This window comes from Bradyrhizobium sp. BR13661, assembly GCF_029892425.1.
In the GTDB taxonomy this organism is placed as follows: Bacteria; Pseudomonadota; Alphaproteobacteria; order Rhizobiales; family Xanthobacteraceae; genus Bradyrhizobium.
Genome location: NZ_JARXWB010000004.1, coordinates 41,751 through 56,414, shown reverse-complemented (window position 1 = coordinate 56,414; position 14,664 = coordinate 41,751). Strand labels below are relative to the sequence as shown.

General features: G+C 64.7%; 15 protein-coding genes. 10 read left to right on the top strand and 5 right to left on the bottom strand.

Annotated elements, in window-relative coordinates:
* The first annotated feature begins 19 nt into the window (after nucleotides 1-19).
* Genes M2427_RS07955 through M2427_RS07930 form a run of 6 tightly spaced genes read left to right on the top strand, consistent with a single transcriptional unit; the run spans nucleotide 20 to nucleotide 4,058 of the window.
* On the top strand, nucleotides 20-1,348 hold the full coding sequence (locus M2427_RS07955) for an MFS transporter (RefSeq protein ID WP_280705688.1): 1,329 nt from the start codon (nucleotides 20-22) through the stop codon (nucleotides 1,346-1,348).
* 23 nt (nucleotides 1,349-1,371) lie between these two features.
* The gene (locus M2427_RS07950) at nucleotides 1,372-2,208 is read left to right on the top strand and encodes a fumarylacetoacetate hydrolase family protein (RefSeq protein ID WP_280705686.1); all 837 of its coding nucleotides are present in this window, start codon (nucleotides 1,372-1,374) and stop codon (nucleotides 2,206-2,208) included.
* Nucleotides 2,208-2,768: a cytochrome b gene (locus M2427_RS07945; RefSeq protein ID WP_280705685.1), complete on the top strand. Its 561-nt coding sequence runs from the start codon at nucleotides 2,208-2,210 to the stop codon at nucleotides 2,766-2,768. The genes M2427_RS07950 and M2427_RS07945 overlap by 1 nt, the downstream gene beginning before the upstream one ends.
* A complete protein-coding gene (locus M2427_RS07940; protein WP_280705684.1) occupies nucleotides 2,738-3,055 on the top strand; it encodes a hypothetical protein in 318 nt (105 codons plus the stop codon). The genes M2427_RS07945 and M2427_RS07940 overlap by 31 nt, the downstream gene beginning before the upstream one ends.
* Nucleotides 3,056-3,058: 3 nt before the next feature.
* Nucleotides 3,059-3,259, top strand: a complete 201-nt coding sequence (locus M2427_RS07935) for a CbtB-domain containing protein (RefSeq protein WP_280705683.1) — start codon at nucleotides 3,059-3,061, stop codon at nucleotides 3,257-3,259.
* 10 nt (nucleotides 3,260-3,269) lie between these two features.
* Entirely contained in the window at nucleotides 3,270-4,058 is a 789-nt protein-coding gene (locus M2427_RS07930; RefSeq protein ID WP_280705681.1) for a CbtA family protein, read from the top strand.
* On the opposite strand, the gene M2427_RS07925 is transcribed toward M2427_RS07930, so the two are convergent.
* From M2427_RS07925 to M2427_RS07915, 3 genes are all read right to left on the bottom strand, one after another.
* The gene (locus tag M2427_RS07925; protein WP_280705680.1) at nucleotides 4,055-5,113 is read right to left on the bottom strand and encodes a Cj0069 family protein; all 1,059 of its coding nucleotides are present in this window, start codon (nucleotides 5,111-5,113) and stop codon (nucleotides 4,055-4,057) included. The genes M2427_RS07930 and M2427_RS07925 overlap by 4 nt on opposite strands.
* A 114-nt stretch (nucleotides 5,114-5,227) precedes the next feature.
* Entirely contained in the window at nucleotides 5,228-6,292 is a 1,065-nt protein-coding gene (locus M2427_RS07920) for a sulfite exporter TauE/SafE family protein (protein WP_280705679.1), read from the bottom strand.
* Nucleotides 6,293-6,297: 5 nt separating this feature from the next.
* On the bottom strand, nucleotides 6,298-6,576 hold the full coding sequence (locus M2427_RS07915) for a metal/formaldehyde-sensitive transcriptional repressor (protein WP_063706516.1): 279 nt from the start codon (nucleotides 6,574-6,576) through the stop codon (nucleotides 6,298-6,300).
* Nucleotides 6,577-7,014: 438 nt separating this feature from the next.
* On the opposite strand from M2427_RS07915, the gene ilvD reads away from it, so the two are divergent.
* Together ilvD and M2427_RS07905 are read left to right on the top strand one after the other, a co-directional pair.
* Nucleotides 7,015-8,739 (top strand): dihydroxy-acid dehydratase, encoded by a 1,725-nt coding sequence (gene ilvD, locus M2427_RS07910; protein WP_280705678.1) that lies wholly within the window; start codon nucleotides 7,015-7,017, stop codon nucleotides 8,737-8,739.
* A complete protein-coding gene (locus M2427_RS07905; RefSeq protein WP_280705677.1) occupies nucleotides 8,726-9,553 on the top strand; it encodes a tetratricopeptide repeat protein in 828 nt (275 codons plus the stop codon). The genes ilvD and M2427_RS07905 overlap by 14 nt, the downstream gene beginning before the upstream one ends.
* Nucleotides 9,554-9,605: 52 nt before the next feature.
* Here the strand turns inward: M2427_RS07905 and xth are convergent, their stop codons facing one another.
* The gene (gene xth, locus M2427_RS07900) at nucleotides 9,606-10,403 is read right to left on the bottom strand and encodes an exodeoxyribonuclease III (protein WP_280705676.1); all 798 of its coding nucleotides are present in this window, start codon (nucleotides 10,401-10,403) and stop codon (nucleotides 9,606-9,608) included.
* Between the two features lie 135 nt (nucleotides 10,404-10,538).
* On the opposite strand from xth, the gene M2427_RS07895 reads away from it, so the two are divergent.
* A complete protein-coding gene (locus M2427_RS07895) occupies nucleotides 10,539-12,869 on the top strand; it encodes an ATP-binding protein (protein ID WP_280705675.1) in 2,331 nt (776 codons plus the stop codon).
* 165 nt (nucleotides 12,870-13,034) lie between these two features.
* A complete protein-coding gene (locus M2427_RS07890; protein ID WP_280705674.1) occupies nucleotides 13,035-13,703 on the top strand; it encodes a tetratricopeptide repeat protein in 669 nt (222 codons plus the stop codon).
* Nucleotides 13,704-13,758: 55 nt separating this feature from the next.
* On the opposite strand, the gene M2427_RS07885 is transcribed toward M2427_RS07890, so the two are convergent.
* Nucleotides 13,759-14,661 (bottom strand): hypothetical protein, encoded by a 903-nt coding sequence (locus M2427_RS07885; protein ID WP_348521916.1) that lies wholly within the window; start codon nucleotides 14,659-14,661, stop codon nucleotides 13,759-13,761.
* Nucleotides 14,662-14,664 lie beyond the last annotated feature (3 nt).

Genomic DNA, 14,664 nt, shown 5'->3' with positions numbered 1-14,664 from the left:
AATTCAACAGGGGGAAAAGATGCCATCATCGGAGAGCTTGACGACGGGACCTGCGGTGCCTGCGCGCGCCTATGCGGTTCTCGTCATGTTGTTTCTGTTTCAGACCATCAACTTCTTCGACAAGCTGGTCTTCGGCCTCTCGGCGGTGCCGATGATGAAGGAGCTGTCGCTCAGCCCGAAAGAATTTGGCCTCATCGGCAGCAGCTTCTTCCTGCTGTTCTCGCTCTCGGGCATGGCGGTCGGGCTGTTCGCCGTCGGCCGCTTTCCCGTGAAGTGGATCCTGATGCTGCTCGCCGCCATCTGGTCTGCGACGCAGTTGCCGGTGTTCTTCTCGAGCTCCGTGATGGTGCTGGTCGTGTGCCGCATTCTTCTCGGCGCGGGTGAGGGGCCGGGGCTGCCGACGGCGCTACACGCCTGCTACAACTGGTTTCCCGCCGACAAGCGCAGCGTCCCGAGCGCCGTGGTCCTGCAGGGCATCAGCGTCGGACTTCTGGCCGGCGGACCGCTGCTGACCTACGTGATCATCAATCACGGCTGGCGCACGGGCTTTCTGGTCTGCGGCCTGCTCGGCATCGCCTGGATGATCGCCTGGAGCGTCATCGGCGGGGAGGGACCTTACGCCGCGGCGAACGTCAGTCACGATGCGCCCGCGGCGTCGCCGAACGTGCCGGCACGGCTGTTGTGGCTGGATCCGACGGTCATCGGCGTCATCATCATGTCGACCATGTCGTACTGGATCGTCGGCATCTCCGCGACATGGCTGCCGCCGTTCCTGCAGCTCGGTCTCGGCTACAAGCCGACCGATGTCGGCTGGATCATTTCGGCCATCTACATGTTCCAGTCGCCGCTGCTGCTCAGCGGCTCCTGGATCACGCAGGTCCTGCAGCGTCGGGGCTGGAGCCTGCGTGCGTGCCTCGGCAACGCCTCGGGTTTTGCGTTGCTGATCGCGGGCTGCGCGCTGCTGCTCAGCATCGTGACCTCGGGCGCACTCCAGCTCGCCTGCGTCGCGATAGCCTTCGCGGCGCCGAGCCTGACCACGATCTTCGGTCCGGTGGCGCTTGGTGCCGTTGCGCCGGCGGCCCAGCGCGGCCGGCTGATCGTCGTGATCTATTCCGGCAATGCAGCCTCCGCGCTGTTCTCGAACGCGCTGACCGGCTGGATTGTGGGGGAGGCGGGCAGCAACACCGCGCTCGGCTATGCCCACGCGATGACGTTCACCGCCGGCATTCTCATTATCGGTGCGGTTGCCGCGTTCGCACTCATCTTCCCGGAGAGGACCATCGCGCGTTTTGCAAAGACCTCCTCGCCGTCATCTTCAGCTACCATTCTCCCCGCCACGTCGACCTGATCGGCCTATCTCAAGGACACCACATGAAATTCGCAAGCTTCGTTTTCAACAATTCCGCCTCCTGGGGCCTGGTGGACGGCGACAGCGTGGCCGATCTCGGGGATCGCTACCCCGACCTGAAATCGGCGATCGCGGCGGGCGGCCTGGCCGAGGCGGCCAGGTCCGCCGCTGGCGCCAAGCGTCAGCCGCTGGCGAAGATCAAATTCCTGCCTGTCATCCCGAACCCCGACAAGATCCTCTGCATCGGCTTGAACTACGAGAACCATCGCAAGGAGACCGGCCGCACCGAGGTCGAGAATCCCACCGTGTTCGGCCGCTTCGCCAACAGCCAGACCGGGCATCTCACCGATATCATCCGCCCGAAGGTCTCGACCCATCTCGATTTCGAAGGCGAGCTCGCGATCGTGATCGGCAAGCCCGGCCGCTACATTGCGCGCAGCGAAGCCTGGGGCCATATCGCCGGCTATGCCTGCTACAACGAGGGCAGCGTGCGCGACTATCAGCGTCACACCCACCAGTTCACGCCCGGCAAGAATTTTCCGGCGACCGGCGGCTTCGGCCCGTATCTGGTGACGCCGGACGAGGTGGGCGATGTCGGTCCGCTGCGGCTGCAGACCCGGCTCAACGGCGAGGTGGTGCAGGACACCACCATCGACCAGATGATCTTCGATATCCCGCGGCAGATCGAATATTGCTCGCAGTTCACCCGGATCGAGCCCGGCGACGTCATCGCAACAGGTACGCCTGGGGGCGTCGGCTCCAGGCGGACCCCGCCGCTGTGGATGAAGGCGGGCGATGTCGTCGAGGTCGAGATCGAGAAGGTCGGCCTGCTTCGCAACGGGATTGCCGACGAAGCCTGATGTCCTTGGAAGTGTCGACGGCCTATGCACCGCTGCTGCGCAGGATTCACTGGGCGACAGCGGTGCTCTTCATCATCGCCATGCTGATCGGTTTCTATTGCGGACTTCAGCCGCCGGGCACGTCGCCGCGCCGCGAGCTGCTGGAGGTGCACAAATCGCTCGGCATGACGCTGCTGTTCCTGTCGGTGCTGCGGCTGATGGTGCGCGCCGCGACGAAGGCGCCGCCGGAGCCGTCGTCGTTCGGGGCGCTGGTACGCTTCGCGGCACGGCTCAATCATGTCGCGCTCTATCTCATCCTGTTCGCGATGCCGCTCACCGGCTACGCGTTCTCGGCAGCCGGCGGCTACTCGCTGAAATATTTCTGGACGTTCAGCTGGCCGCGCCTGGTGATCGACAATCCGGAGATCGCGCATGCCGGCGAGATTGCGCACGACACGCTGGCGTGGTTCGTCTATGCCGTCGTGGCGCTCCACATCGCGGCGACGTTCTGGCACGCCGTTGTCGTGCGCGATGGAACATTGGCGCGGATGTGGCCGCGATCGGGGAACGACGCAGGTTGAGCAGCGAAGCCGAATGGCGCGACGACATCTCGTCGCTGGTGTTTCCCCTGATCGGCCACGGCGCGATCTGTGCCGTGCACAGGGGCGCATTCCGGACGCTGCTTGGCGCCGAGCCCACGCCGGAGGCCTGCCTCGGCCATTTCCGGCGCTTTGAAGCCGCCTTTCGAGCGGCCGCCGCCGCCAAGATCGCCCGCAAGGACATTTTGCCGGGGACAAGCCTGCATCTTACCAGTCGCGATATCGCCCGGAAGCTGCTAGAAGACGCGCAAATCGCCAATGGAGAATAGACCATGAGCCAGTCCCAGCTCGCCAGCGCCCAGACCCAGGTCACGCTTCCGGTCGCCGCCGGGCAGGTGGGACGGCTGTCGCAGGCCGTGATGGCCATGGTGCTCGGCCTGTTCGTCGTCGGCATGGTCGGCTTCTCCCATATCGACGTCGTCCACAATGCCGCCCACGACGTGCGCCACTCGAACGCGTTCCCCTGCCACTAACCTCGAAGGCATGAGCACGTTTCGCGCGATCGTCTTCGCCTCGGTCATATCGGGCTTCATCGTCGGTCTCGTCGTCACCGTCGTTCAGCAGTTCGGTACCGTCCCTTTGATTCTGAAGGCGGAAGTGTTCGAGAAGGCGGCCGAGTCGCACCAGCATGACGCGCCGGTCGCGGCGCAGCCGGCGGCTGGCGGGCATGATCACGCAGACCACGACCATGCCGCTCACGATCATACTGCTCGCGATCATGGCGCCGGCGACCACGATCATGGCGCCTGGGAGCCGCGCGACGGGTTTGAGCGCAACGCCTACACGGCCGCCGCCAACATCCTGACCGCGATCGGCTTCGCGCTTCTGCTGGCCGGCTTCTTCGCGGTGCGCAGCGGCGCCACCGGGGCGAGCGTGTCCTGGCACGAGGGCCTGCTGTGGGGCCTGGCGGGCTTTGCCGTCTTCACCCTTGCGCCGGGCCTCGGCCTGCCGCCCGAGCTGCCGGGCGTGCCGGCCGCGCCGCTTGTGTCGCGCCAGATCTGGTGGCTGGCCGCCGTGCTGGCGACATCAGGCGGGCTTGCCATGATCGTCTTCCGCCGCACGGTGCCGGCGGCGATCGCAGGCGTGATTTTGCTGACCCTGCCGCATTTGATCGGTGCGCCCGATCTCGCCACTATCGAGACCAACGTGCCGTCATCGCTGACGCACCAGTTCGTCACCGCGGTGACGGTGACGAGCCTGGTGTTCTGGACTTTGCTCGGCGGCCTCACGAGCGCAGTGTTCGCACGCTTTGATCGTGGCGCGACCGTCTAGCGGCTCGCCCCCACGAATCGCTCGCTGACCGTCCGTGCGATCGCCGCCGGCGCTTCATCGGGAATCGCAAAGCACGAGCTCGCGTTGATCTCGCAGAGAACGTAGGTATCAGCGCCGGCAGGGTTGCGCGGCCCGAACAGGAAATCCGCGTCCCAGATCACCGGCAGCGACGCCTCGTTGATAGCCAGCAGCTCCATCATCTGCGGCGTCCATTCGTCCTCCATCTGCCGCCGCAGCGCCTGGAATTGCGGCGCGTCGGGGCCGTGCATGATCCGCGGCCCCGGCTGCGCCTTGGGCGCATCCGGCCCGCCCGGTGGCGGTGGGATCAGGGCCTTGATCAATTGGTGCCCGAAGCCCGCGACTTTGGCGCCGCTCATGTAGCAGCGGATCATGCCGTCGGGCAGGCGCGGTTGAAACGGCTGATCGATGATGCAGCCGCCCCAGCCGAAATACGGCTCGCACCGTGCGATGAAGGCATCGAGCGGCATCTCTTCGGGAAGGCTGCCGCGCAACGCATGGAGCACGCGAACCGTCGGGATCGTGTCCGTCAGCGTCTCGACCTTCCAGACGCCCTGGCCGCCATTGCCGCGATTCTGCTTGAGCACGCGCGGGCCGCCCGCGCGCAGCCTCTGTGGGAATTCCGCCGCAAAGGCGGCGGCGGTGTCATAGCGATGGGTATCTGCCCCCCAACCGAGATGCCGCGTTCGGTAGAGCACCTCCTTGACGCCCATCTTCAGGATGACGTCAGGATGCGCGCTCACCCACGGGCCGCGCGCGGCGACGTCGCGTAACAGAGCATCGAGCCCGGCTCGCGTCTTGCCCTGGTGGATCGGATCGACCCACACCAGCACGCCGTCGACAGCAAGCAATTGCTCGCGGACCACATTGGCGAAGCTTTCGTCATAGATGGCCGGCTGCGCTTTGATGCCGGCAGCGGCAAGCGCTTCGAAGACGCGAACGAAACGGCTGTTCTGGGGGGTGGCATCGCGGCGCGCGTCGGCGTCGCCCCGCGAAACAATGGCTACGGAATATCGATGAGGGGATTTTGTGTCCATGCGCAAGCTCCACGAATTGCGTGCTGCGCAGACTTGGACCGAAGTCTCACGGGGAGTCTGCTTTGTCCCCACCGCTGCATTCTATGCGGGATCGTCCGGAAATCGCAAGCTGACTCACGTCATCAGTGCATGCAGCCCGGTCCAGCCGGTGTAGAGGCCGACGAAGACTATCAAGGCCGCCGATACATAAGGCGCGCGGTGGGCGTAGCGGCTGAAGCCGCTCCAGTGGCGCTCGACATGCCGCAGGCTGAGTGCGGCGAGAACGCCGGCCGAGACCATCGTGATCGCGAGCCCGATGCCGAAAGACAGCACCAGGACGAAACCGAGGCTGAACTGCTTCAGCTGGATGCAGAGCAGCAGCACGGTAATCGCGGCGGGGCAGGGGATCAGCCCGCCCGTGAGACCGAACAGCACGATCTGCGTCGTTGTGACGGTGCGCCCTGCAAAGCGCTTGCGGATGTCGGCGGCGTGGGCGCGCGCATGCGCGTCGTCCTCGTCGCCGAGATCGATGTGGTCGTGTTCGTGCTCTTCGAACAGCAGTTCGGTGGAGTCGCCGGCAAGTGCGACGCGCGCCTTGAATGCGTGCGGCTCGGGGATCTCCTCGATGCTCTCGAGGTATCCGTCGCGCGCGGCGAACGCGAATTTCTGTTCCGAGCCGCCCTCACGGATCGTGGTCACCTCGATGTCGCCGGCAGCGGGAAGCGCATTGGTCTCGCTCCGGATCCGCCAGCGCGGCGGCACGCCGTCTTCGAACACGTCCAGCAAGAGTTGCGAGCCGGCCAGCGAGATCGATTGCGGCTCGTCATGGTGGTGGTGATGATCGTCGTCGTGGTTCTGATCGCGCCAGGTGCGCCAGACCATCCAGCCGGCGATACCGACGATGATGACGGCAGACGTCAGTTGCAGCCAGGCCTCGCTGCGTTCGCCTGACAATTCCTGGCCGAAATGGAGCCCCGCGAGCGCGACCGCCCAGACGATGGCGGTGTGGGAGATGGTCGCCGACAGGCCGAGCAGCACGGCCTGGAGCACGGTGCCCCTGACGGCAATGATGAACGCGGCCATCATCGTCTTGGAATGGCCGGGCTCGAGCCCATGCAGCGCCCCCAGAAGGATGGCGCTGGGCACGAACAGCCATGCGTGTGCGCTGCTCTGCTGGAGCAGGTGAGACAGGTCGGTCATCGCGTTCACTTCAAATAGGTTCGGACGACGTCGATGAGGTCGGCGGCGCCCTTGGCCTTCTCCGGATCCTTTTCGTGCGCGGGATCCACGACATGATGGCGGATGTGGTCTTCCAGCAGCTCGGTGGTGAGGCCGCTGATCGCGCCTTTCACCGAGGCCACCAGCATCAGCACATCGGCGCAACCGATCTCCGACTCGAGCGCACGCTCGACGGCCTCGAGCTGACCCTTGATGCGGCGGACGCGGCCGATGAGCTTCGACTTGTGCTTGATCGTGTGCGACATGATCATAAGATAGGGGGGTACCCTATATCAGTCAAGACACGCTTGGTCGCCCTCGCGATGACGATCGCGGTGCAGCTTCCTGCGCACGCGACGAACGCCGACTCGCAGATCTGCGCCATGCCGCGACAGCGGGCGCGCGCCGCAATGTGAAATCAAAGGTTGTGAACTGTCACATTCGCGAGGGTATCGCAGTAAGCAGATCCGTGTCTTCCCGGTAACGATCGTGCTTTCCGGGCAACATTCCCGTGCGATCTCACAGATATCGCGGTCCGTTCGCATCGGCGCCGCTTTTTAGCCACAGCTGAACATGAATAAAATCATTCAAATGTTTGAGGGCTGGCTGGCCCGGTCGCAGGCTTCAGGAAGTGCCAAGGTCGATTCAAATCTTGGGTCTGATGTTCCTGAACTGAAAAGGGTTAGCCAAGGAAACTGGTCGCGATGGACGCCAAGACCAACATCAAGCAGAGGCTGCCGAGCCGTCACGTGACGGAAGGCCCTGCGCGTGCGCCCCATCGCTCCTACTTCTACGCCATGGGTCTGACCACCGAGCAGATCCATCAACCCTTCGTCGGCGTTGCCTCGTGCTGGAACGAGGCCGCGCCCTGCAACATCGCCTTGATGCGCCAGGCGCAGGCGGTGAAGAAGGGCGTCGCCTCCGGCGGCGGCACGCCGCGCGAGTTCTGCACCATCACCGTCACCGACGGCATCGCCATGGGCCATGACGGCATGCGCTCGTCGCTGCCGTCGCGCGAATGTATCGCCGATTCCGTCGAGCTGACCGTGCGCGGCCACGCCTACGATGCGCTCGTTGGGCTCGCCGGCTGCGACAAGTCGCTGCCGGGCATGATGATGGCGATGGTCCGTCTCAACGTGCCCTCGATCTTCATCTATGGCGGCTCGATCCTCCCCGGCAATTTCCGTGGGCAGCAGGTCACCGTGCAGGACATGTTCGAGGCCGTCGGCAAGCACTCGGTCGGCGCGATGTCGGACGAGGACCTCGATGAAATCGAGCGCGTGGCGTGCCCTTCGGCGGGCGCCTGCGGTGCGCAGTTCACCGCCAACACCATGGCGACCGTCTCGGAAGCTATTGGTCTTGCGCTGCCTTACTCGGCCGGTGCTCCGGCACCGTATGAAATCCGCGACGCCTTCTGCATGACCGCGGGCGAGAAGGTGATGGAGCTGATCGCCCAAAACATCCGGCCGCGCGACATCGTCACGCGCAAGGCATTGGAGAATGCCGCCGCTGTGGTCGCTGCGTCAGGCGGTTCGACCAATGCTGCGCTGCACCTGCCGGCGATCGCGCATGAGTGCGGCATCAAGTTCGACCTGTTCGATGTTGCCGAAATCTTCAAAAAGACACCTTATGTCGCGGATTTGAAGCCGGGTGGCCGTTATGTCGCCAAAGACATGTTTGAAGTAGGTGGCATACCGCTTCTGATGAAGACGCTGCTCGACAACGGATTTCTCCACGGCGACTGCATTACGGTCACCGGTCGAACGATCGCCGAAAACCTCAAAAGCGTGAAATGGAATCCGCACCAGGACGTGGTGCACCCGGCTGACAAGCCCATCACCGTGACCGGTGGTGTGGTCGGTCTGAAGGGCAATTTGGCGCCAGAAGGTGCGATCGTGAAAGTCGCGGGAATGTCCAATCTGAGGTTCACCGGTCCGGCGCGCTGCTTCGACCGGGAAGAGGACGCCTTCGAGGCCGTCCAGAACCGCACCTACCGCGAAGGCGAGGTCATCGTGATCCGCTATGAGGGCCCCAAGGGCGGCCCCGGCATGCGGGAAATGCTTCAGACCACCGCGGCGCTGACCGGCCAGGGCATGGGCGGCAAGATTGCGCTCATCACCGACGGCCGCTTCTCCGGCGCCACCCGCGGCTTCTGCATCGGCCATGTCGGCCCCGAGGCGGCCATCGGCGGTCCGATCGCACTGTTGCAGGATGGCGACATCATCGAGATCGACGCGGTCGCCGGTACCCTTAACGTAAAATTGAGCGACCAGGAGCTTGCCCAGCGCAAGACCAAATGGAGCGCTCGCGCGACCAACCACACGACGGGCGCGCTCTGGAAATATGCTCAGCAGGTTGGACCAGCGGTCGGGGGGGCAGTGACCCATCCGGGCGGCGCGCACGAGAAACAGTGCTATGCGGACATCTAGGCGTGCCATCGTTGCGTTTGTGTTGGGGGCTACTGCGCTGGCCACGCCCGCGCTCGCCTTCGACGGTGCGCCGGTCAACACCAAGGATGCGGCCATCCCGGTGGTGACCACCTTGCCCGGGGCCGCGGGCGCTGCGCGCAAATCGGCGCCGCCGGTCGCGACCCAGGAGGCCTCGCTCAGCGCGCTGCAATATGCCGCCGAGGGCGGTCATCCCATCGCGCAGTGGAAGCTCGGCCGCATGTACGCCAGCGGCGAGGGCGTCGCCCAGGACGATGTCCGCGCCTTCGACTATTTCACCCGGATCGCCAACGCGCATGCCGAGGACAGCCCGTCGGCGCCGCAGGCGCAGGTCGTGGCCAACGCCTTCGTCGCGCTCGGCCGCTATTATCTCGCCGGCATCCCGAACTCGAAGATCAAGGCCGACCCTGACAGGGCGCGGGAGATGTTCTCCTATGCCGCCTCCTATTTCGGCAACGCGGACGCCCAGTACGATCTCGCCCGGCTCTATCTGAAGACGCCGGACGCCTCGCGCGAGGATTTCCGCTACGGCGCGCGCTGGCTCGGCCTTGCCGCGCAGAAGGGCCAGCACGAGGCCCAGGCGCTACTCGGACAGATGCTGTTCAATGGCGACCGGCTGCCGCGGCAGGCCGCGCGCGGCCTGATGTGGCTGACGCTGGCGCGTGACAGCGCCGGTACCGACGAGACCTGGATCAAGGAAAACTACAACCGCGCCTTCGCCAAGGCGTCGGACGACGACCGCGCCATGTGCCTGCAGATGCTGGAACAGTGGGTGCAAGGGCGCCGCGAGCAGTAGAGGCCGCCGCGAGCAGTAAGCCCGCCGCGAGCAACAACCCCTTGAGGCGGCCTTACGCCGCCTCCAGGTCCAGATCCGCCCACACCGGGACGTGGTCCGACGGCTTCTCCCAGGCCCGCACATAGCTGTCGATGCCGACATTGGCGAGCCTGTCGCTCGCCTGCGGCGACAGCAGCAGATGGTCGATGCGCAGGCCGTGGTTCTTCTGCCAGGCCCCGGCCTGATAGTCCCAGAAGGTGTAGAGCCCACCCTCATCGGTGACGGCGCGCAAAGCATCGGTCAGGCCGAGGCCGAGCAGGGACTGAAAACTCTCCCGCGTCTCGGTCTTGAACAGGGCGTCCTCGGTCCAGGCGGCGGGATTGTGGACGTCGCGAGCGTGCGGGATGACGTTGAAGTCGCCTGCGAGGATCAGCGGCTCCTCGGTCTTAAGGCGCTCCTTCGAATACTCAAGAAGTCGCGACATCCATTTGAGCTTGTAGGGATATTTCTCGGTCCCGACCGGATTGCCGTTGGGCAGATAGAGACAGGCGATGCGCAGCACGCCGTTCTTGAGCGTCACCACGCCCTCGAGGAAACGGGCATGCGCATCCTCGTCGTCACCTGATAGCCCCGACTTGGTCTCGTCGAATTTCAGCTTGGAGAGCAGGGCGACGCCGTTGAACGTCTTCTGCCCGTGGGTGACCACGTTGTAGCCGAGCGCCTCGATCTCCAGCCGCGGGAACGCATCATCGACGCATTTGATCTCCTGCAGGCAGACGATGTCCGGTTGGCACTCCTTCAGCCAGGTCATCAGGAGATCGATCCGCTGCCGGACCGAATTGACGTTCCAGGTGGCAACTCTGATGGGCATGGGCTGAGGGCTCCGGGCAGGGGCCATGGTTAGAACAAACCGCTAACGCTTCCGTCAAGGACGCCGCAAAATCTCCCACAAAATTAACCCGGCTTAAGCCGGCTCTGGGCCATTGATGCGGAAAAGGTTTTTCGCATGGGATGGCGGCACACATCATCACATCTAACGGAGCCGCGCGACGGCCTGATCGGCGCGTTCCTGTACTGGCTCGGCGGCTTCGAGATCGAGGACGGTCTCACCGTCGGTCTCAGCGAGCGCGAGCTGGGCCGCATCCGCGCCAGGCAGATCGACGCGGTGGTGCGGGCCACCCCCGTGACGATGGCTGTCACCTTGCTCAACGTCGCCATCGTGCTGATCCTGTTCTGGGGCCGCGGCTGGAACGACTTCCTCGCGATCTGGGGCATGACTCTCGCCGTCACCGCCTGGCTCGCGGTGCGCGCCTGGCAGCGCTCGCATCGGAATCCGCCGCAGGAAGCGTCCCCGCGCGCGGCGCGGCAGATGCTGCGGCAGGCATTCTTCCTCGCCGCGATCTGGGGCACGCTGCCGCTGGCGCTGTTCAGCCGGGTCGGGCCGACCAGCCAGCTCATCCTGGCCTGTCTGATGGTCGGGATGATGTCCGGCGGCGCCTTCACGCTGTCGACCTTTCCGCGCGCCGGCCTCGTCTACCTCGCCACCATGACGATCGCCTGCGCCGGTTCGCTGCTGCTGTGCGGCACCGGGCCGTATCTGGTGACGGCGGTGTTCCTGCTGATGTTTGCGTTCTTCATGGCGCGCAACATCGTCTCGCAAGGCAATCTGTTCCTCGGCAATCTCAAGGCCCGGCTCGATCTCGAGCGGCAGACCGAGATCATCTCGCTGCTGCTGAAGGATTTTCAGGAGAACGCCAGCGACTGGCTGTGGCAGACCGATGCCGAAGGGCGTCTGACTGACGTGCCAGAGCGCTTTGCCGACGTCGCGCAATTGCCGCTTCCGCTGTTGAAGGGATCGCACTTCGCCGACGTGCTCGACATGCTCTGCCCCGAGGACAAGGCGGCCGCCTACAACATCGTTGGCCTGATGGAGCACGCCGAGCCGCTGCACGAGATGAACCTCAAGGTCGTCGCCGGCGGCGAAGCGCGGCTGTGGTCGCTGACGGCGAAGCCGTCCTACGACCGCGACGGTCAGTTCCTGGGCTATCGCGGCTTCGGCCGCGACGTCACCGAGCGCTGGCGCGCCGAGAAGGCCGAGGCCGAGAGCCGCGCCAAGTCGGATTTCCTGGCCGTGATGAGCCACGAGATCCGCACGCCCATGAACGGCGTGCTCGGGCTCGCGAGCATGCTGCTCGAAACAAATCTCGATCCGGAGCAGCGTGAGGCCGTCAGCACGATCCGCGAGTCCGGCGACAATCTCCAGCGCATCCTCAACGACATCCTCGATCTCTCCAAGCTCGAGGCCGGACGCTTCCAGTTCGAGGCGATCGACTTTGCCCCGCAGGCGCTGGCCGAGACGGTTGCGACCGTCGTGCGCGCGAGCGCCAGGAGCAAGGGGCTGGCCGTCAAGGTCGAGCTCGATCCGACCCTGCCGCCGACGCTGCGCGGCGACGCCGCGCGTATCCGCCAGGTGCTGCTCAATCTCGCCTCCAACGCGGTGAAGTTCACCGATCGGGGCGAGGTGACGATCAGGGCCGTCTGCCAGGCGCGCCGCGATCTGCTCGCGACCGTCGAATGGACCGTGACCGACAGCGGCATCGGCATTGCGCCGGACAAGCTCGGGCAGTTGTTCTCGGATTTCGCCCAGGCCGACGCCTCGATCAGCCGCCGCTTCGGTGGCACGGGCCTTGGCCTTGCGATCTCGAGGCGCATCATCGAGCAGATGGGCGGCACCATCGGCGTCACCTCGACGCCGGGCGAGGGCTCGACCTTCCGTTTCACGCTGGTACTGCCGTGGAGCCAGGCGCTGACCTCCGATCAGGACGAAGGCCGTGACGAAATCGACGATCTCAAGGCCCGCATTGCAAGTCTCGACCGGCCGCTGAAGGTGCTGGTCGCCGAAGACGATGCTGTCAACCGCATGGTCGTCAGCAAGATGCTCGGTGCCTTCGATGTCGAATTGCGGGTCGTCACCGACGGCGTCGAGGCTGTCGCGGCCGTGTCCGAGGGCGACTACGACATCGTGCTGATGGACGTGCGCATGCCCGAGATGGACGGCCTTGCCGCGACCCGCGCAATCCGCGCAGGAGGCGGGCGCTTCGACGCCTTGCCGATCATTGCGCTGACCGCGAATGCCTTCCCCGAAGACGTCAAGACCTGCCGCGAGGCCGGCATGTCGGATTTCGTGGCCAAGCCGCTACGCAAGCCGGCGCTGGCCGCGGCCTTGCTGCGCGCGCTGGACGGACACGTGATGACGGAAGACGCGCCGCTTCAGCCGGAGCTGATGCCTGATGAGGTGGAGTGGACGGACGAGGAAAGGCAGATCACGGGCGCTTAAAGCCTAACGCGCACGACTTTGGCCGGCTGTGAACTGCGTTCGCGCTGGACGCGACCAAGTGTCGGATCGACCATCCATCGATTGGGGGATCAGTTCTCCTTGATCTACCCAGATTGATTGGAGACAAAAAACGACCAAGCAGGCTTTGATTGGGGAGTTCAGCTTGTGAATCTCAGCGCTGAAGTGGCGTTCGCATTGGTGCTGCTCATGATCCCGGTACGCGGCGAGGCCCCTCCAGCCGGCGATTTCGACCGCGCCACGGCCGGCTTCGATCGGGGAATCCGGCTCGATCCGAAAGCAGGCGACGGCTTCGATCGCCGTGGCTTCGTGCACACTGCCGGACCCGACTTCGATCCCGACCCGGCCGTCTATGATAGGGCAATCAGCCGCGATCCCACGAACCCAATGCTATACCGCGCCAGAGGCTACATGTATCAATGCACGGGCCATTTGGACCGTGCGCTCGCCGACTATACGACGGCAATCTCGCTCGACCCCAAACATGCCAAGGGCTATGAGAGCCGCGGAGAGGTTTACCAAGCCAAGGGTGATCTGGATCATGCGCTCGCCGACTATACAACGGCAATCTCGCTCGATCCCGGCCTTACCGATGATGTCTATCTGCACCGCGGAGAGATTTACGAAGCCAAGGGTGATTTGGACCACGCCATTTCGGACTACGACCAGGTGATCCGATTGCAGCCGACCTTCGCCGAAGTGCTGTACCGACGCGGTTTGGCCAAGCGTCTCAACGGAGACGTTGCCGCGGGCGAGGCAGATATTGCTGCCGCAAGGAAAATACGTCCAGGAATTGGCCGACAGGCCCCGAGATAAGATGAGCGATGCAAAACGCTCACCGAGCGAACCGCCATTGCCCTGTCCGCCGTCGTTACAGTTTTCCATACACCCGCGCGGCGATCGTCTTCAGGTGCTCGACCGAGCCGGACTCCGGATGCGGCTTGACCGGTGCAAACAGGATTGAAGCCTGCTTGCCGTTCTTCCAGACGAAGATGTTGACGGCATTGCCGTTGCCCTTGGTGCAGGAATGCTCGCCGAATGCTTCACGGCCGAGCTCGGGGATCGCCACGTGCTGGCAGGGACCGGGCCGGTTCATCATGCTGATTGCGGTGTCGCGCGTGGTCGAGATCACTGCCACCACCATGGTGTTGGCCTCGCGGTCGAACATCATGCAGCTGCCTGCGCCGGTCCGCTGGACCTGCAGCGTGCTTGTGTCGAGGAAGCCGTCGGCATCCGCGGCTGTCAGCCACTCGCAATCGCCGAACCGCTCGCTTGTCTTGCTCATATTTCCGATGGCAACGCGGGCGACTTGGGTGAGGGGGCCGAGAAGCGCGTCGTCGGCGCGCCGGCCGGTCGGATAGACGCTGACTTGCAAAATGTAGTCGCCTGACAAGGCGACGATCGAAGCCTCCTGGCGCTGCGCGGAGGCCTCGGTCGTCCCGCGTTGGCCCTCGTCGCCGATGTCAGCCACCGCACTCAGCGGCATGCGCTCACTGAGCGTCTTGACGAAGGTCGCGTACAGCTCCTTGGCGCGGTCCTTGTCGGGATTGCGGAACACGGTCAGCATCATCGTGTCGCCGCGCCCGGCCGAGTAGATGCAGCCGCGCCCGTCCTGATTTGAAATCAGCGACCATTTGAGCGCCGGCATCGCGCCGGCGAGCTCCTTGGCGCTGATGAACGGGCAGGTTTGGGCTGCGTGCGCGGAAGGGACCGGGACGGCAGTAATTGCAAGGAATAGAACGAGGCAACAGAGCAGGCGATCGATCATGCGCATCTG

Bases quoted from the DNA above. Each gene is read 5' to 3' on its own strand.
- M2427_RS07930 (WP_280705681.1), top strand. From the start codon at position 3,270: ATGAGCACGTTTCGCGCGATCGTCTTCGCCTCGGTCATATCGGGCTTC.
- ilvD (WP_280705678.1), top strand. From the start codon at position 7,015: ATGGACGCCAAGACCAACATCAAGCAGAGGCTGCCGAGCCGTCACGTG.
- M2427_RS07895 (WP_280705675.1), top strand. From the start codon at position 10,539: ATGGGATGGCGGCACACATCATCACATCTAACGGAGCCGCGCGACGGC.
- M2427_RS07950 (WP_280705686.1), top strand. From the start codon at position 1,372: ATGAAATTCGCAAGCTTCGTTTTCAACAATTCCGCCTCCTGGGGCCTG.
- M2427_RS07885 (WP_348521916.1), bottom strand. From the start codon at position 14,661: ATGCGCATGATCGATCGCCTGCTCTGTTGCCTCGTTCTATTCCTTGCA.
- M2427_RS07905 (WP_280705677.1), top strand. From the start codon at position 8,726: ATGCGGACATCTAGGCGTGCCATCGTTGCGTTTGTGTTGGGGGCTACT.
- xth (WP_280705676.1), bottom strand. From the start codon at position 10,403: ATGCCCATCAGAGTTGCCACCTGGAACGTCAATTCGGTCCGGCAGCGG.
- M2427_RS07920 (WP_280705679.1), bottom strand. From the start codon at position 6,292: ATGACCGACCTGTCTCACCTGCTCCAGCAGAGCAGCGCACACGCATGG.
- M2427_RS07955 (WP_280705688.1), top strand. From the start codon at position 20: ATGCCATCATCGGAGAGCTTGACGACGGGACCTGCGGTGCCTGCGCGC.
- M2427_RS07925 (WP_280705680.1), bottom strand. From the start codon at position 5,113: ATGGACACAAAATCCCCTCATCGATATTCCGTAGCCATTGTTTCGCGG.
- M2427_RS07945 (WP_280705685.1), top strand. From the start codon at position 2,208: ATGTCCTTGGAAGTGTCGACGGCCTATGCACCGCTGCTGCGCAGGATT.
- M2427_RS07915 (WP_063706516.1), bottom strand. From the start codon at position 6,576: ATGTCGCACACGATCAAGCACAAGTCGAAGCTCATCGGCCGCGTCCGC.
- M2427_RS07935 (WP_280705683.1), top strand. From the start codon at position 3,059: ATGAGCCAGTCCCAGCTCGCCAGCGCCCAGACCCAGGTCACGCTTCCG.